Genomic DNA, 19,109 nt, shown 5'->3' on the forward strand with positions numbered 1-19,109 from the left:
TTTACCTATACTTTTCCACCCTTTCTGTATTTGGTGTAGAGCATGACAAAAAATATTATTCTTCTCTTCATGGCTCTGTTCTCTGCTACTAGCTACGGTGAAACTCCAGAAAGTAATACTACCGCTCAGCGCTGGCAGTCATTTCATCAACAACTGCAATCGCTCAATATTGCCCCTGTCGTAACTCAAGAGGAATTGAATCAATACCCAACACTATTATTGTTACCCGATAGCCAGTTTCCTGCTTTAAACCAAGTTTCTTGGTCACAGTTAATGTCTCTGTACCGTATTAAAGAGCAGTGCCATTTACCAGCCAATCTAGAGCAATTCCAATCCCCCATGATGAAACTCAGTACTGAATTTGAATTGGCTTTATGCTCAGGCTCCGCACTCTCAGACGCTTGGTTTCAAATAGAACAATCGCAACACCCAGCTGGTGGCAGTTATGCCGATCGCTACCTTGCTTACCTAACTAAAAAACATGGACAACAAAGTGATGAAGTCTCTGTATTTCTTAATAAACATCAAAGATTGCTCACCCTTAATAACGCTTATCACCCTTTATTTCAGTCTCTCGCATTATTGCCCGACGAAAGTAAAGAAACCATTTTAAGCACGTACATAACCTATATTACGGCTGATAACCAACTCTGGGTGCATTTTCCAACGGGGATCTACCACTTAAAACCCAACGTTTGGCTTCCTATTGCAAACAAACATAAACTGACGATTACACCTATAACGTCCGATCAATTTTGCCCAGTAACAGATGGAAATTTATGTGTTCAAAACAAAGCAAAGAGCCAAGTAGGGCTATGGGTACTTTTCATCACGCTTTCTGTCATCTCTTTAATCAGCTTGGTTCGTTTGATCATTGAGCGACGCAGAGCAAGTCAAGAGAAGCGATTTATTTTACAACTCTTAACCCACGAATTAAGAACTCCCATCGCTAGCTTAGGACTAACGGTGGAACAACTTCGTGAGCAATTCGATAGCTTTAATGAGCCAACTCAAGCCGCTTTTGGGCGCTTATTAGCGGATCACTCTCGATTAAAAAAACTCACGGAAACCAGTAAAAGTTACCTGAGTAAAAATAAACATAACTTTTTATATAACCAAACAGCGTATGTATCAGATTGGCTAGACAGTTGCGTAGAGCAATATGATTTAGATTATACCCTCGATAAAGATCAAGAACTGACCCTCCCCTATTATTGGCTGGGTTTATGCCTAGATAATTTGATCCGAAATGCCTTGTCTCATGGTGCAGAGCCTATTTCGATTAACGTCACAATTACCCGCAGCCTATACATTGAAGTAAAAGACAGTGGCAAAGCAAAAACAATATGGTCAGCATTGGCTCAACGTACACCATCAAACTCCTCAGGCATGGGGATTGGGTTAACCCTGATCAAACGTATTATGACGAAATTAGGTGGAAGACTTACTCACCAGAAACAACCCACTCGTTACACTTTGGAACTTCCTTTATGAACCAATTACTGCTTATTGAAGATGATCCTCTGCTCGGCGAAGGATTGCAGCAATACTTACACTCTCATGGTTTTTCTTGTCGCTGGATCACACAGGCAAAACACGCTGAACAATATTGGTTCCAAGCCGATTTAGTGATCCTTGATAGGCAGTTGCCGGATGGCGATAGCTTGACTCATTTGCCAAACTGGTTAGCTAAAAAAGCCATCCCTGTCATCATCCTCACGGCTAGAACAGAACTTGATGATCGTATTGACGGATTAAATGCGGGCGCGCGCGATTACATGCTAAAACCTTTTGCGAATGAAGAGCTGCTGGCACGCATTCAAGTGCAACTGCGCCCTTTAGGTGATGCTGAAATTTCATTCCATGATTTAAAAATAAACCTATCGACCAGAACAACTTTCCATCAAGGAGTAGAGGTTTCATTAAAACCGAAAGAATTTCAGTTACTCGCACTACTGGTTAAAAACCCAAACCGCGTTTATCACCGTGATGAGTTACTCAATAAAGTATGGGGACACCAAGCCTTTCCTTCTACCCGAACGGTTGATAACCACATTTTACATTTACGCCAAAAGTTACCGAATCTGCATATAGAAACATTACGCGGCATTGGCTATCGCTTGAAATCTAAGGTATAGCTCATGAACTATTCTTATCGTTCTTTCTTCATCGTAGCGCTCTTTATGAGCCTTCATGTACAAGCTTCAAATTCACCGAGTGGAAATAACAGTGCTTGGTTTGCCAAAACGGACTTACAGCTAAGCTATCAAGCACTGATGGATAACACTCCACACATTGCATGGCAAAAACTCACACAAGTTTTACAGCAACCAGTACGTACAGAACTAACTCCTTACTGGCTTCCTCTTTTTAATGAAATCATCAAACAGAGCCACTGTGGCCAACAATTGTCTTCATTACCATACCAAGATTCGACTTACGATCAGCAACACGAAGACAGAATCAGGCTCATTGTGCTTCGCAAAAGCAATTTACGCCAATCTTTGTATCAGTTAAAAGTGGTGCTTAATGATCAATCTAAGAAAGTCAGTGTTATCCTTTCCGACTCAAACGGGAAAACATGGCTGGAAGGGCAGTCGTTGAAACCACAAGATGGTTATGTAGAAATTGAAAGTACCGAATACTTTAAACCTATTCCTGCTGGCTTATATCAGCTGACCTTGAATGGTTCGCAACCTATTCCGGTTGTCATAACACCATTCACACACACAAATTGGATTACTTTTAAAAATGAATCAACCGAACAAAGTATTAACTTAACAACACCAAACTCAAATCGCTACTGCCCACCGCCCACCGCTCAACAGCAGTGGTTTGATGCACAGTACCAACTTCTAGAACCGAGTCTGTTTACTCCTTTTAACACTCAGATTACTCAGTTCCAAGCACCAGCAGACGCTCGTCATTTAAGTATTGTGGTAACCCAAAGCCACTTTCAGCCTAAAGTCCAAGTCGCTCAGCAACAAAGGCTAACGTTACCTGCCGATTTTTTCTAACCAGAGAAATGACAAAATGAGTTTAAGGTAAAAGAAGACATCGTGGTGACAATTCATTTTAGAAAAACGCTGTAATAACAACACGACTTTTCTTTTACCTTAAATACAATGAAAGCATTATTTTTAGTTCCACTCACAGGGCTTGTTCTATCCATAAACAGCTACGCGGCCACACTCAGCGATGGCACAAACAAGGTTACGATCGATCCACAAACATTAGCGATCAGTTGGCAAAAAAACAGCTTAACTTACCCTGTAAATGAAGCACTTCCGGCACACTCAGTTGAACTGCTTTCAAAGCAAGATACCAGCCTGAGTTGGAAGTGGCCTGAAGAAAAAATAACGGCACAAGCTACTATTGAGAACGGTGAACTCACACTCACCTTTAACGCTGAAAAAGAAACGCATTTGAATTGGTTCTCATTGCCCGTACAACAAACCAGTGAACTTCTAATGCCATTTAATGAAGGCATGCGGATTCCAACGGATTCAACGCTTTGGGTGGATTACCTCGTTGAACAATACTCTGGCTCAAACACCACCATTGATCTTAAGATGCCATTTTGGAGCCAAAAAGCACGCCCCGTGACATTCGGTGACCGCGCAAACAAAGCACCTTCTACCTATGTCAACTGGCTACTTCTTAATCCGTACAATAATGAACTTCAGTTTTCATCAAGCACCAAAAACAAGCTCAAGATGACGGCAAACCATACGTTTAATTCCCTTAATGTAAACGATGTATTCTCTGTTTCTATCACACTAGGTAACCATATCTTGTCAGGTGCTCACCGCTATCGCCGGTATCGAGCACAACAAGGTTTATACGAACCACTAACCCAAAAAGTGGCAAGCAACAGCGACGCAGAAAAAATCATCGGAGCCAGCCACGTTTACTTATTTGGCAATGATCTACTTTCTACTAACGACGTTTCTGATTGGTGGGGACTGCTCGATTGGTTATTCAAAAAACCGCAAAACCCATTGCTTCCTTATGTTGACTCAGAAACTAAAACACTCACACATTTAAAGAAAGGCCGAGACTGGATCAATAAATATCAGAAGCAACTCCTAGTCAATAGCATTAACACAGCGTTGAACCGTTATATCCCCGTAAAAGGAAATGTAGAAGATAATGATCATATAAGAAATCAATATAACGCAGCCCAAAAACGCAAAAAATACCTAGCAGACTCAGCTTCTGCATACTTAATAAATTCCGAACTGTGGGGACAAGGCTTATCAGAAAAAGGGATAAAAACACTCACCAAAGCGGGTTTAAAAAAATTATGGCTAGGGCTAGATAAATGGACACCAGCTTTCTATCAACCCCAGGCTATCAAACTAGCTAAGCAGTCTGGTTACTTAATTGGCAGCTACGACTCTTACAATACTGCCATTCCCAAAGCCCTTAATGACACGTGGCTCTCGGCCCAGTTGCCAGCGCGCATGAGAAAAGCGTGCGCCATTGTATTAAAAGACGGAACCATAAAATCAGGATTTAGAGGAAACGGTGCTTATTTAAACCCTGCCTGTGGCCGCAATATCGTTGAAAATAGAATCAGCCAGATCATTCAATATGGTGGATTTAATAGTTTGTTTCTCGATGTGGATGGCACGGGCATGGTAAGGGACGATTACTCGCCACGCCGTATGATGAAACAAAAAGAGATGGCCAGTGGCTTTAACGATCGAATGAACTGGGTAAGCCAAAAGCAAAATGTCATTCTTGGTACGGAAGATGGTAATGCGATTACCACAAAAGGGGTTACTTTTGCTCACGGGATGGAAACGGTAGGGTTTGGCTGGACAGACAAAGACATGACTAAAAACCGCACCTCGCCTTATTATTTAGGACGCTGGTATCCTGATCATAAGCCTGAGTACTTTTTTAAAACCGCCAAGCTAAAACAGCCCTATAAAACGTTATTGTTCTCTCCTGAATTTAAAGTGCCTTTATATCAAGCCGTTTTTCATGATGAGATAATTACTAGCCACCACTGGCACAGCGACAGCTTGAAGTTTCCAGAAGTACAAGGTATTCGCGATATTGCAAGTATGCTCTACAACACGCCTCCAATGGTGCATTTAAGCCAAGATGATGTAACCAGCACAACATCATCACGAGTTAAAACATTACTTCACTATCAAACAGGTTTTTTACCTATTCACCAAGTATTATGGAACAAGAAACTCAATCAGTTTGAATATTTATCTGAAGATAAGCTTTTGCAACGAACCACCTACAGCGATGGCAGCACCATCACCGCTAATTTTGATTCCAAGCCAAGAAAAGTAGCATCACAAACTCTTCCAGCAATGGCCATTCGTGCCCAATTAGCAAACAAAGAGATAACTTGGCAAAGTAAAGCGTTCAAAAAATAGCGTTTCAATAAAAAACACCACCAGACAAAACCATATCTGGTGGTGTTCGGTCATCTATACCGAATTCAATAATAACTTTACTGCCTCAATAGCGCATGTAGAGTGTATTGATCTGGCATACCATTTACATTTAACTTATTGTCTTCCTGAAATTTTTTAATGGCTTGAACAGTGGGTTTATCAAACTTTCCACTGACTTCACCAGTATAAATTCCTGTTTTTTTCAGCTCTTTTTGTACATCAACCAACACCGTTTCATACACAAAAGATCGTTCAGTTTCGTTTTGCAATGTCAGCAAACGGCTGAAACCTTGCATTCGATATTCATACAAGGCACCTAAAACCTGAGCAGATGCCACATAAAAACTGTGCTTAGGGTTATTCTTACAATACTGAACAATGTAATTCGATAACGTATTAATGTTTTCCCATGAGCTTAAATCAAACGTTTGTTCAAGGTGCTGATTACTAGCTGTGATATAACCATTAAGCCAACCAGCAAACAAATATCGGTTATGCGTTCCTTCTTCTAGTTCCCGCACAAAGACAGGGCAGCTTTGATTACCCACTCCTTTGATGGCAAATTTCCCTTCTGCATCTTCTGCCATCACAGAGAGCGAGCTAAACAATGAAATACTAAAGGCTATCCATAACGTTAACGCTTTCATGAAACGCTCCTTGTTTTATCCTCTTTATACCAATATAGACGAGTAAAAAGCAGTGGGGCATTAAAGCCCCACTAAATTACTCTACTTTTTACTTTTACGTCTTATTCTTAGTAACATCATCCCCAATCCGGTGATTAAGAAAATGCTCCATCCCGCTGGTTCAGGAACCGCAACCGCTGGTAGTGGAATCGCAGTCATGGTTACGTCTGTTGTACTACCAGTAAAGTCTAAGAAGGTAGCAAACGCTGTTGCAAAACCAGGGTCAGCCATATCAAGTAATGGATCAATACCCGTTAAGCTAAAGGTACTTACACCAGGCCCAAATAGATAAGTTTCCCCGGTCGATAGCGAATCTACAACAACGCCACCCACAACCACATCAATCGTACCGAAGCCACTTGGCACACCCACTTCTAAGAACTCACCACCAATAGCTTCATACACGAAAGTATCGGTAAACGGTGGATCGAACCAACGACGTGGTGTCGGCGATGGGAAACCAAAGGTAATGGTGCCATCATCCCCTTCTTCTACTAAAGGCGTAACAGGATCGTCTTCTGTTGTACCCGTATCTACACCACCTACACCACTAAAACCAAATAGGAAAGTTGCAGGAGTACCATCTGGGTTACCCGGCCCACTAGCGGCTGCTACCAATGGTAAACCATCACACTCACCAAAGAGTTCACATAGACACTCAAGATCTCCGTCACACTCCTCAGGATCGAAAGGCAAGCCGTCACATTCGTCAAAGAAATCACATAAGCAGAACGGGTCGCCGTCACAATCACCAGGATCAATCGGATCATCACCAGGATCAAACCCTCCTGGATCTGGGTTAGATTGACCTAGCGAATAAACATCGATACCCAATACATCAATGGCTTCTAAAGCATCTTCTTCATTCGCGGTTGAACCGTAGAAAATATTAAACTGACGCCTTTCACCCGCATCTAAACTACCAAATGCAAAATCAAAGATTGAACCATGATCATCTGGGCCATTATCAATAAAATCGGTGTTTTCCGTTTCAGGATTAATAGAACCTGTTCCGGACAATGGATCTGAACTCAAAAAGCCATCATCACTGGCAAAAAGAACGTTACCACCATTACCAACTAAATTATCAACCACCCCACCATGGGTTACATATTCATCAAATTCGGTAGGTGGTACATCCCAGTCCATGACTCGGCGATATCGAACGTCATTTACCATTCCACCCGTTCTATTTTCAATGGTTACTACCGCTTGAAACACACCGCTATATAGAGATGGTCCATAAGCATGTTGAATACCAACATCAATACCTAATAGCCCAGTATTAGACGTTGCAGCAGAGGGAAAACCTGTAATCGGGTTTACAGGTCCAATAGTGAATGTCCCAGGGGCTAACCCACCACTACCAGCAGATTCATTAACAAAGCCAGAAGTTGTTCCATTTACTGAAACACCCCACCCTTCACACAGACAGCCTGGGCTGGTGGCATCCCCTAAACCAATTCGCCATAAACCGTATGTTTCATTTCCATCTGGCCCGGGTAAAAAGGTATTTAGATGCCCTTCATCATTCAAACCTAATGCCGTATCATCAAATACCAACACAGTATCGGCAATGGCGACACTTGACGTAACACTCAGAGCCAATGCCGATAACCACTTGGCAATGAGCTTCCGTCTCGATAAGCTACTATTCATATCCATGTCCTCTTTAGCACAACAGACTTATCTCTGCATTATGCGTACCAAAATGTAAGCATCTGATATTTAACCAAATTACTGATTTAATATGTTACTCGCTGTATAAAAAGCTGACACTAGGAAGTAATGTACATAGACATAAAAAGAATAAGGCAGCCTATTTAGCTGCCTTAAAAATGCTTAGTTACAGTCTGTTCGATAGACCTCTTCTGCCCAATCAGGGTGATCTATATATGGATTTCGATTTCCTTGACGCTCTACAGCGCGATCGTGTCGGCTGCGCTCCCACTCATCTACTGGATCTTGAACTGACCAATTAAGTAAGGTACATACATCACCAATGGTTGGATTCCCTTTCGAGCTAGAAACACCACGTACCAACTCTAAATCCGGCGTATTCCCGTCCATACCTTGATAACGCGTCGCCATATAAAACAACGAGCGCGCCACATCCCCTTTCACTTCATCTCTTGGTTCGAATGAATCATAGTCGGTATAGTTTCCCGGTGCTTCACCAATTTGGCTGCCTCCATTCGCAAAATTTTTATTGCTGCGAGCCGAGTTTACAGATACATCGGTAGGACGGAGGTGGTGAATGTCGGTATAGGCCCATTGACCTGAACTTGGGAATCCTAACGATTTAGCCCATACATGTTCGCGGTTCCAAGCGTCTTGACTATTAGATAGCCCTGCACGTAACGTTTTCACTTGGCTTCTGCCAGTGTAGAGCAAAATAACATTATTGCTGTTATTTGGATCTTGATCCGTATATTCCAAGGCATCCCACACTTGTGAGTACGACAAACGCTTATGACCTTTAGCACTAATAGTAGCTAACGCCGCTTTTAGTTCCGCACCCGTCTTTCCCGTCGCTTCTTTATAATACTCACCAATATCCGTCGGTAGCTGACCACCTCCACTATTACCTCCATTGTCGCCATTACCGCCACTCCCAGAATGGTCACCATTCCCTGTATCATCACAACCTGCAAAAGCAAACTGCCCAGGGCTCCCAACATCGTTGCTCACCTTCCAGTCATTCACTGAATCAGTATCTTGCGCAGAAGTACGATAAATAGAGCGATTACGAGCGTTAATAGACCACCCTGACAGCTTATTTTCCCAAGCAACTAAATCCACCGTTTGAGTACGATTTCTCAGTTCAAGGAAATCACCACTGTTTCCAAGTGCCAACGACAAATTACTTACATCAGGGCGAAAACCATGTAACTCTTCAAAACCGTAAGAGTTTCGTGCTAACACCAATGTTTGATTCGCACCGATTTCGCCATTAAGCGCAAAAGTGTCGGCATTATCTCGAATAGACCAACCATCAAGAGACACGGCTTCACACCCCGTGTTCGATAGTTCAATCCACTCACTACGTTGATCATCAGCAGGCGAGTCATATAAGACTTCTGTAAGTAAAACATTAGCGTGAAGTGGTAGGGACATCATCGCTAAAGTTAGGGCTGTTTTTCTCATTATTTTTATCCATACATTGTAATGGGAATAGAATAATATGAGATTGATATTGCAAATACTTTGCACCATATTGAGTTATTACTTTATAAGATGTTATCCCAAACACAGTTTTGAGCTTTCACTCTATACTGCCGCATTATTTGTCCCGAATGCAGGTTGTATTACTGGGATACCAAGATAAAAAAGGAGCAACACCCATTATCGGCATTGCTCCTTTTTTATTTTTTACAATCTCACTCAGAACTGTAACTTATAAAACGGCATATTCTTTTGCTAATTGACTTACTCCGAGCCCGTTGATTTTTTTCACTCGAACTTGCACAGGAATACGTTCTTTCATGGCTTCAACATGGCTGATCACACCAATAGTTTTCCCCGAGGCATTTAAGCTGTCTAACGCATTTAACGCCGTATCAAGGGTTTCGCTGTCGAGCGTACCAAAACCTTCATCTAAGAATAACGAATCAATACTGGTTTTATGGCTGACCAAATCAGACAATGCCAGAGCCAAAGCAAGACTGACTAAGAAACTTTCACCGCCAGACAGCGTTTTTGTGTCACGAACCGTATCGCCCTGCCAAGTATCTAACACTTGCAACTCTAACGCTTCACTTTGTTTTCGTTGCAATAAATAACGACCATGTAAATGATCCAACTGACGATTTGCTAAGTACACTAAGTGATCTAAAGTTAACCCTTGTGCAAATCGGCGGAACTTATCCCCTTTCTGAGAGCCAACTAACGAATGTAAATACGCAATATCATCGTAATTTTGTTGGAATTGCTCAATTTGCGTAAACAGTTCATTTTGATTGCTGCGACGAAGCTTATCGTCATCTAAACTGCGTTTTGTTTCCCCTAACTGATGGGCAATGGATTTTAAACTCTGAGCTAAAGCGTCTAACTCTGCCGTTACTTGCTCTAACGGTACTTGAATATATCGAGCGTGATCTTTATGCTTGGTAAACTCATTGAATGTTATTTCAGACTGTTCTTTTAACGCTAGAGTCCGTTCTAACTGAGTGTTCAGTTTTTGTTTCAGCGCCAATAAGTGCTCTCGCTCAATTTCAGTCAATAGTGCCGCTTCGAACTCAAGTTCTGTTGCAAATGGGCTTAACGCTAACTGTTCGTCCCAATTTAGCTGTAAATCATGGGCTTCTTTCTCCCACTTTGTTACCGCTTGCTCTGCTGCACTGTACTGACCAACCGTCTTTTGTAATGCTTGCACCAAAGCTTGCTCAGCAGTTTGTGCTTTTGCAAAAGCTTGCTCTGCACCTTCGCGCGCTTTCCCAGCCTTGTCTCGCTCCTGTGTCACCTGTTTATTAGCAAATAATTCAAATCTCTGCGCTTGCAGTGCCTTAAGCTCCGCCTCTACTTTCATGTGCTGATCAGTGTGCTTTTGCTTCGCTTGCATTAGCTCTTGTACTTTCTGAGTAAGACTTTTCACTTCAACAGTCGCACGCTGCACATGTTCTTGGCTTATCACACTTTGCTTACTTGCCTGCTGCCACTGCTCAGCTTTTTGCTGTTGGAGCTGTAACCAATCATTGAGTTGCCCTAAATTTGGCATCGATAAACTAAGTGCATTCAACTGCGCCGTTAGCTCGCTATTGAGTGCTTGCCATTCATCGGTGAGGCTTTTCACCTCCGTATTTAATGCATCAAGAGATTTAGTTGTACTCTCAATCTGCTGAACATTTAACGTGATCTGATGGCGGCACTCACTCAATTGCTGTTCTGACGTCATTACGCGCTTCACTGCGGTTTGTTTATCTGCGTTTAATTGCTTCAACTGTTCAAACTGAGCCGTCAACCGCACCTGTTGCTGAGTCACTTTTTCAAGGTATTCTGCCAAACGAGCTTGATCGTTAATCTCAAAGTCCACTCCTAATAAGTGTGTGCTCTTACGCCATTGTTGAATGAATTCTTCTTTCTGTCGCTGAATTTTATCTAACTGCTGATGACAAGCCGCTAGCTGAGCCTGCTCTCTATTCAAGGTATCTTTTAATTGGCTCGCCTGCTGCTCAATCTGTTCCAGCTCTGCCTTTAAGTGCTGGAAACGCTGCTCAGTTTCGGACACATCTAGTGCCTGATAGCTTTCTATAAGAGGATGATCTTTAGAACCACACAGTGGACAAGACTCTTCCGGCTGCAACTTGGCACGTTCTACACTTAAATCTGCAATGCGCTTTTCTTGCAGGATCAAGGTATCCAAATCTTTTAAATGAACACGCTTTTGCTTGTATTGCTCTCTCAGCCCTTGAACTTGCGTCTCTACTGCACCAGCCGACTTATTCAATTGTGCTTCTTGTACTAATAACTGCGCTTTCTCATCAGTAAGGAGCTGTGACTGCTTGGCAATAGATTGCAAATCATGACGCACGCCTTGCTGTTCTGTTAATTGTGTATATTGATCCGTCAGCTCAGTTTCATCACTGCCATTAAGTACATTTGAAATGCTTTGTTCCACTGACAATAACTCAGCTTTCGCCAGCTCAACTTGCTTTGATTGTTCTGTTAACAAAGCGTCAGCTTGTAATCCCGCCTGGCTTAAAGCTTCTAATTCCTGTTTTTGCTGAGTCACTGCCTTTAGCTGCTCATCTTTGCGAGAAGTTAATTGGGCTAAACGTGAAAAGCTCACTTGCCACACAGGCAATTGCTTCACTAACTCTTCATCATGTGCGTGTTCAGCTAAATACTGACTCCACTGTTCAAGTTGTTTTTGAACCTGATCCTGCTCATCTTTGTGATGCTGTAACTGAGCGTGACTTTGAGCAATCACTTCATCCAGCTCTTGTATTTGAGCATCAATCTTCGCTAGCTCATCCACAGCTTGAGTGCATTGAGCATCAAGGGGAACCACCTTCTCATTGAGAAGCATTTCCAGATCTTGCTGGACTTGTTTGGCACTGAGTAATGCTTGCTGAGCTTGATTGGTTTTTTCTGTGGCTAACTGAGACTTTTCATTTTCTTGCTGCTGAAGCGCAAATAGTCGATCTCGCTCATTCTTAGCAGCACTTACGTTCTCTACCGCCGATTTCTTTAACGTAGAGCAGGTACGTAATTTCTCGGCAGGCTCACTCTTTGCCAACTTATCTAGCGATTCATCTTCTTGTTGAAGTGCTTGCTGCGCCTGATTGTAATTCTGTACCGCCAGCTCTAACGATTGTTTGGCAGCATTAAGCTGTTCCCACCATAACTTATGCTGTTGCAGCTCTTTATGCTGGCTTTCACTGGCTAGCTCTTGCTCACCCAATTGTTCTTGCAAAGTCGTCAGTTCATTAAGCTGCTCTGTGGTTAACAGTTCAACTCCATCTGCCTTTGCTTTAAGTTGCGCCAATTCATTTTTGGTTAACGTAAAGTGCTCATGTACTTTTTCGGAGATCAAACCATACACTTCAGTGCCCGTTAGCTCTTCCAAAAGTTCTGCTCTGTCATTGGCATCCGCATTTAAAAAGGCCGCAAATTGACCTTGAGACAGCATCATGGATTTAGTAAAACGAGCAAAGTCCAAACCAGTGATCGCTTCCACTTTTTGGTTCTTCTTTTTTACCTGAGAAGCGATGATCACCCCATCATCAATATTGGCAAGCTCTACTTTTGCTTCCTGTAAGTTTCCATCCACTTTATCTCGCGATCGACGCTGGCTCCAAAAAGCGCGATAGCCTTGCCCTTTTACTTCAAATTCAACTTCAGATTCACACACCGCAGTACCGCGAGTCATGAGTTCATTGGTACTTTTAGAGATATTATTTAAACGAGGTGTACGATGGTATAAAGCAAGGCAAATCGCATCTAAAATGGTGGTTTTACCAGCCCCTGTTGGGCCAGTGATCGCAAACAGACCATTATCAGCAAATGGCGGTTGCGTGAAATCGATTTTCCATTCACCTTTTAATGAATTGATATTTTTAAAACGCAAACTCAAAATTTTCATGCCGTACCCTCTTCACGATCCACGCTTGTTACTTGCTCGACAATTTGTCCAAACGTTTTACGAATACGCTCAACACGTTGCTGCTCTACTTCACCATCAAATACTTCTTGCGCCAGCCGTCTTTCAAACACATCTTGTGGCGTCAGTTCAGATAACGTTTCTTTTTCTTGACGTTCAATCTGAGCTTGTCGGTTTGATCGAGAACGGCGCAATTGCAACACTTCCACATTGAGATCACGAGTTAGTGCCTGTACTCGCTGTTGCAAATCATTAAGGTAGTCTTGTGTTTCTACTTCGACACATAGCCAAATCGGTAGCTCCCCATCATACCCAGCCAATGTATTTAACTGAGATTCAATGCTTTCTAAGTCTCCTTTAATCACTTGCATTGGCTGAAATTGTGGGATCTCAATGGGTTCAACTTGAGCTAACTTGCCATTTTTAAATTCGGCCACCAGCACCTGTTTCTTACTGCCTAACTCATCAAAACTCAACGGGATCGGCGAGCCGCAATAACGTATGTGCTCTGATTTGGCAACAATTTGAGGACGATGGATGTGACCAAGCGCAATATAGTCAGCAGGAGGAAAGGCATTGGCAGGGAAAGCTTCGAGAGTGCCAATATAAATATCACGCACAGAATCGGAGCTTTTCACTCCCATAGCCGTCAGATGCCCTGTCGCCACAATTGGCAGTTCAACACCCAATTCATCGCGTTTTTTCTCCGCCAATTGGTACAACGCTTGATAATGTTCGGCGATGGCTTGTCCGAGAGCTTGTTGCTTTTCTGCACCTGATTCACCCGCTTTGCTGATCATCACATCTTTAGGGCGAAGGTATGGAATTGCACACAAAATCGCCCCCCCTTCCCCTTGGTGATTCTTCAGCACCACAATTTGCGATTCAAGCTCACTTTGTGCGTTCGCAATCACTTGCGTATTCAAGTACGACAATAGCCCTTTCGATTCATTTAAGGTTGAAACCGAATCATGATTTCCTCCTAACACCACTAGCTGACAGCCGAGCTTATTCATTTCAACCACAAAGCGGTTATAAATCTCACGGGCATAACTTGGTGGAGCCCCCGTATCAAACACATCGCCAGCAATGATCACTGCATCAATTTGATGTTGATGAATTTGGATCAATAACCAATCAATAAGTGCCTTATGTTCAGAGGCGCGGCTTTTGGTAATGAAGTGTTGGCCTAAATGCCAGTCGGAGGTGTGCAATATTCGCATTATGTGCTCTGTGTTGAAGTGAGATCAGCAAGTTAGGGATTATACCTGCTTAAATGCTGTTAGCCACAGAGCAAAGGGCTAACAGCTTACAGTTTCTGCAATTATCGACGCTGTTGTTTCAAATCTCGTCGGTCATCTTGCTTGGCAAACAAGTACCCCGATAGAGCACCAGCCAATGCCCCAAATAAATGGCTTTCAAAACTCACCCAGCGATTAATTGGGAAAACGCCCCAAACCATTGAGCCATAGAAGATCATAACTACAACGGAGATAAAAATGGATTTCAGGCTACGATACATCAAACCATAAACAATAAGGTAGGCCCACAAACCATAAATAACACCACTTAAACCAATGTGCATGCTTGAGCGACCAAATACCCACACCGCAGCGCCACTGAGTAACCAACTAATCACAAATACAGTGATCAAACGCTGATGCCGTAGGCGTGATACTAAATACGCCAACACCGAAAACGACACCATATTCCCGATTAAATGTGACGATGAGCCATGCAAAAATGGATAGGTAAAAATACCAAACATGTAATTCGTATTACGAGGGAGAAGACCATAATGACGCAGGGATCCTGGAGTCATAAAATCTAAAAGGTAAACACCAACACAAATCAATACCACAGTAATAATAAAACTGGTGGCTCCTGAATATTCTTTTTTCACTCATTTGTCCTATTTATTTTAATTAATTGTTTGTATGTCTAACTTATTCAGTAATGAAGGAAAACCCCAGCCATTTTCGTTTTTCACCACTGGTTGTTCTGTTAAGTATTCATATAATGTAGGTGCTAATGAACCATTCGCTTCTGACGTTAACGGTATCGCCTGCTTACCAATAGGCGCACCCCAGAATCCAATAAACGCATCTTTTTCAAGATAATGCTCCCCTGCATGACGGCCCGGTACTTTTGTGTTGTAACCAATGCCCTCTTTTGGAAACAGATTCACTGTGCCCGCCCGATCTTCATCATACAGATGAGCCAGCTGATAAACGGAATCTGGCTTTGGTGTAAAACGAGTTAACGAACGCCATTGCTGCTCATCACACCACGTCGCCACCTCTTCGAATTTGGCTCGCATCAAACACTGTTCAACCAAATTAGCGTGTTCTTCGTGCTCCCTGTCAGACAATTTACCCAAATAAGGATTCGATTTTTTTACCTCCAGCAGAACAGGATCTGAACCTGACACGGACGCATAGAACAATTTGTTCCCTTGACGATGAATAAGCTCATCTTTTCGTTGACCCTCTCGGGTGCCAACCACACGCACAGTGCAGGTTTGATTTGAACAATCAGACTCTCGAACCACTAAATAATCCAACGTTTGGGATAGTCGCTGAGTGGTTTCATAAATCACATCCACTGGTGGTGCACCATTAGGCTTATTAATAGGCTGCCAATTCACAAGTTCACTATACACGGGCTGAACTTTCCAACCTTTGTCAGAATTAAAAAAGTCCATCATAAAATTACCACCCGCTGTTGACGCCACGACAACATCAACATTCCGATAACTCGGATAATTCAGCGCATTCGTAATTTTTGGCCCTTCCCCTTCATCAGAAGAGATTTTTTTGATGATAAGCGAATAACCTAACTCTTTTTGAAGTGATTCAAGTACTTGCTTTTCTGGGTTAAGCGCGTAAAACACCGGCGTTAAACCGTGATCTCCAGCCATACCCCACAAGGTCTGTTCATACACTCCCGCTTTTTGATACGTTTTTTCTAACTCGCTAAGCCAGTAATCGAGTCGGTTTAGCTCCCCCGTTGGCGCTAAAATTTCATCGCTGAACGGGCCTGTAAAGTGTGCAAAGTGATCCGCCCAAGGATTATACACTAAGGTGTACTCTGGCATACCTTTCAAATCCAGCTTTGCTAACTGGTGCAACTTATCTTGAATTGCCCATTTTCTGGTGAGTTTGGTGACAAACGTGACATAACTGATATCCTGAAAATTACGTATATCATCAATCAGATCCGCACGATCTTGGTGTAATTGCACTTCTACCTCAGCCCTTTGCTGTAATTCACGCAAACATCGCTGCTCACCATAGTCACGCAATGCTTCACCAAGGCCAAGATTAATCAGCCCATCATAAGTCACGTGAGCATTCCAGTCATATTGCGCGTTGCAGTTCAGGGTTTTCAGGTAACTTAACCGATCAAACATGGTTTGCACATGATGAGCACTCATCAAGCGATCCAGTTGCAAGGCATCATTCCCAAAGAAGTAATAAGCCCGATCTTCATTTCTATCCACAAAATGGAAATTAGGAATGCCCGTTCCGTCTTTCCCCCCTACTTTGGCACCTGTTTTTATTATGGGTAAGTTACGAACGCTAATGGTCGGTGTCGATGAAATACCAACCTGAGTAATGCTGTTTCTGTGTTGTTGGTATAGTTTTTTAAAAAAAGGCAAATAATGAGGATCAGATATAGGGCTATCTGCTATTTGGGCTAAAAAATCCACCTGCTGTACATGCTCAGGGGAAACACTCGGCTCTTTACTGGGTTTAAACTGCTGCCTATTTTGATGTGTTTGGTAAGCTGTTTTAAGGAATGCATTTGGCTGTTTATTAACCAACCCTTCCAAAAGCCCCTGCTGCAAGCCATCTACCGTCACTTGCACCGCATATCGTTTCTTTTGTTGCGACTCTAAAAAGCCAATCAACTGCTCAGGATCATCACTCAGTGTGTCTGTCATCCAATTTGCTAATGCATCGCTGTACTCTTCACGATAAACGTATTGACGGTACCCTTTCAGTACATTCAAACGTACAAAATCAATAAGAGTTACCGTGAGAGCTTGCGCCTTATTATTCACCTTATCCGCATTCTCTGGCTTTGCATCTTCAAGAATACGCTCAATGGCCCATTTTATGTCCCCATCTTCCAAAGAGCCGACGTAACTTTTCAAGACACCCATAACAATAGGCTGCACTGTATTTACAATGGCTAAATCTTCTGGGCTATTCGTTAAATAGCGGTATTGTTCTGGTAGCGTGTCTTGCTGTCGCCAATCATCAATGTCGACCAAAGCGTCGTACATGACCACCATAGAAGCAATGAGCTCACGGTTAACTTCAATACCTTGATGATGATGTTTATCAACTGCTGGCTCTTCTTTTTTCGGTGTCACCTGCTCGCCAAATTGATACAGTGAATGTTGATATTTTTTTAAGGTGGCTTCATCGTAAATTGTCGTCAAATACTCTTTAAATATGTCTTTATTTTCAAACCCTGTGTAGCGATCGTAAAACATATATAAAAAGTAACCGAGCGGGATAGCATAAGCAGGGTTCGATAGCTGAGCAATAACACGTGCTTTCACGTCTTTATCTAAAGGTAAAGTAAGAATATAAACATCTAAGCTCACCCCCGCGATAGTAAATAAGGCAACATCTCGGGTGGTTTTAGTACTGAAAGATAACGTCGACACTATCTGGTTTTTAATAATTTCCGTTGAGTTAACCACACCACCAATAACAGGGGTACTGCCGATATCAGCTTTAGCAAAAGCAGATGTGACAAGTAAAGGGACAATCGCCCATTTCCAATTTTTATGCATTTTCGTTCCGTTCACACCAAATTAAGACATCTCTTTGAATATATACTGATAATACATCCACGTACATTGTGAAATTATGTTGCCAAAATAGAGGATCAGCAACTAGGCTACAGAAAGGATGGAATCAAAAGGACGCCACTGATGAAAGTATTAAGCCCCCTTTTTATTGCCTTTGTGATCATGCTCTTTCACCCAATTAGCCATGCAAAAAACTTAAATGGCTTTGACCTTAGCAGAACAACCATTCCTGCCGAGGAAATTTTGCATGGCGGCCCGGCAAAAGATGGGATACCAGCTCTTCTCACCCCTGTATTTCAAAAAGGGTTACGAGCATTAGACATTCACCCTAATGATAAAGTGTTTGGTCTGGTGATTGATGGCATTGCCAAAGCTTACCCAATTAAAATCCTCAACTGGCATGAAGTGGTTAACGACAAATTTAATGAGTCTGCTGTCATTGTTAGTTATTGCCCATTGTGTGGCAGCGGCATGGCATTTTCATCCGATGTCGGCTATGACATGCTTACTTTTGGCGTGTCGGGGTTAGTCTATAATTCAGACGTCTTAATGTACGATCACCAATCCAACTCATTATGGTCACAAATTCGTGGTGAAGCCGTCAGTGGATCCATGCGTGGTAAGTCCTTACATCAAATTCCTCTCCAATTAATGCGTTGGAAAAAATGGCTCAAAGCTAACCCAGATACCTTGGTGCTCTCAACCAAAACAGGGTTTAAACGCAACTATAACATCGACCCATACCAAGGCTATAAGCGTTCACCTTCCTTGTTTTTCCCAGTGTCTGAAACAGCACCAAAACAGTACTTTCCAAAACAATTAGTGCTAGGCTTCAAAAGCGATGCGGGTCCTGTCGCATTTTCTCTTTCTGAACTACAACGCCATAACCAAATATCGTTCACGTATCAGATTGCAAATCATACCTACATGGTTCATTGGAATAAAAAAGACCAAGCGGCATGGATAACCGACTTACAAGGGGCGGAAATACCAACAACGTTAATGTACTGGTTTGCTTGGTACACTTTCTACCCAGAAACAAAAGTGTTTCTTGCGTCAAACAACTAAGG

The 19,109-nt window shown here is 42.5% G+C and carries 12 protein-coding genes; 5 read left to right on the forward strand and 7 right to left on the reverse strand.

Annotated features, from left to right (window positions below):
• Window positions 1-42: 42 nt before the first annotated feature.
• From MHO82_RS06885 to MHO82_RS06900, 4 genes are all read left to right on the forward strand, one after another.
• Window positions 43-1,494 carry a DUF3404 domain-containing protein gene (locus MHO82_RS06885; RefSeq protein WP_239183133.1) on the forward strand — a complete coding sequence of 484 codons (1,452 nt, stop codon included), beginning with the start codon at window positions 43-45 and terminating at the stop codon, window positions 1,492-1,494.
• Window positions 1,491-2,138 carry a response regulator transcription factor gene (locus MHO82_RS06890; RefSeq protein ID WP_239183134.1) on the forward strand — a complete coding sequence of 216 codons (648 nt, stop codon included), beginning with the start codon at window positions 1,491-1,493 and terminating at the stop codon, window positions 2,136-2,138. The genes MHO82_RS06885 and MHO82_RS06890 overlap by 4 nt, the downstream gene beginning before the upstream one ends.
• A gap of 3 nt (window positions 2,139-2,141) precedes the next feature.
• The gene (locus MHO82_RS06895) at window positions 2,142-3,017 is read left to right on the forward strand and encodes a DUF2861 family protein (RefSeq protein ID WP_239183135.1); all 876 of its coding nucleotides are present in this window, start codon (window positions 2,142-2,144) and stop codon (window positions 3,015-3,017) included.
• Window positions 3,018-3,125: 108 nt separating this feature from the next.
• Entirely contained in the window at window positions 3,126-5,402 is a 2,277-nt protein-coding gene (locus MHO82_RS06900) for a glycoside hydrolase (RefSeq protein ID WP_239183136.1), read from the forward strand.
• Window positions 5,403-5,479: 77 nt separating this feature from the next.
• Here the strand turns inward: MHO82_RS06900 and MHO82_RS06905 are convergent, their stop codons facing one another.
• The 7 genes from MHO82_RS06905 to MHO82_RS06935 form a co-directional block, all read right to left on the reverse strand.
• The gene (locus tag MHO82_RS06905; protein ID WP_239183137.1) at window positions 5,480-6,070 is read right to left on the reverse strand and encodes a peptidoglycan-binding domain-containing protein; all 591 of its coding nucleotides are present in this window, start codon (window positions 6,068-6,070) and stop codon (window positions 5,480-5,482) included.
• Window positions 6,071-6,151: 81 nt separating this feature from the next.
• Window positions 6,152-7,768: a hypothetical protein gene (locus MHO82_RS06910; protein ID WP_239183138.1), complete on the reverse strand. Its 1,617-nt coding sequence runs from the start codon at window positions 7,766-7,768 to the stop codon at window positions 6,152-6,154.
• A 183-nt stretch (window positions 7,769-7,951) separates the two neighbouring features.
• Window positions 7,952-9,256 carry an endonuclease gene (locus MHO82_RS06915; protein ID WP_239183139.1) on the reverse strand — a complete coding sequence of 435 codons (1,305 nt, stop codon included), beginning with the start codon at window positions 9,254-9,256 and terminating at the stop codon, window positions 7,952-7,954.
• Between the two features lie 250 nt (window positions 9,257-9,506).
• Entirely contained in the window at window positions 9,507-13,193 is a 3,687-nt protein-coding gene (locus MHO82_RS06920; protein ID WP_239183140.1) for an SbcC/MukB-like Walker B domain-containing protein, read from the reverse strand.
• Complete coding sequence (gene sbcD / locus MHO82_RS06925) at window positions 13,190-14,434, reverse strand: exonuclease subunit SbcD (RefSeq protein ID WP_239183141.1); 1,245 nt, start codon at window positions 14,432-14,434, stop codon at window positions 13,190-13,192. Before sbcD ends, MHO82_RS06920 begins: the two co-directional genes overlap by 4 nt.
• A 101-nt stretch (window positions 14,435-14,535) precedes the next feature.
• Window positions 14,536-15,114 carry a rhomboid family intramembrane serine protease gene (locus MHO82_RS06930; protein WP_239183142.1) on the reverse strand — a complete coding sequence of 193 codons (579 nt, stop codon included), beginning with the start codon at window positions 15,112-15,114 and terminating at the stop codon, window positions 14,536-14,538.
• Window positions 15,115-15,132: 18 nt separating this feature from the next.
• On the reverse strand, window positions 15,133-18,021 hold the full coding sequence (locus MHO82_RS06935; protein WP_239183143.1) for an alkaline phosphatase family protein: 2,889 nt from the start codon (window positions 18,019-18,021) through the stop codon (window positions 15,133-15,135).
• A 141-nt stretch (window positions 18,022-18,162) separates the two neighbouring features.
• On the opposite strand from MHO82_RS06935, the gene MHO82_RS06940 reads away from it, so the two are divergent.
• Window positions 18,163-19,107 carry a DUF3179 domain-containing protein gene (locus MHO82_RS06940; protein ID WP_239183144.1) on the forward strand — a complete coding sequence of 315 codons (945 nt, stop codon included), beginning with the start codon at window positions 18,163-18,165 and terminating at the stop codon, window positions 19,105-19,107.
• The last annotated feature ends 2 nt before the right edge of the window (window positions 19,108-19,109 follow it).

This window comes from Vibrio sp. Of7-15 (assembly GCF_022347565.1).
In the GTDB taxonomy this organism is placed as follows: domain Bacteria; phylum Pseudomonadota; class Gammaproteobacteria; order Enterobacterales; family Vibrionaceae; genus NORP241.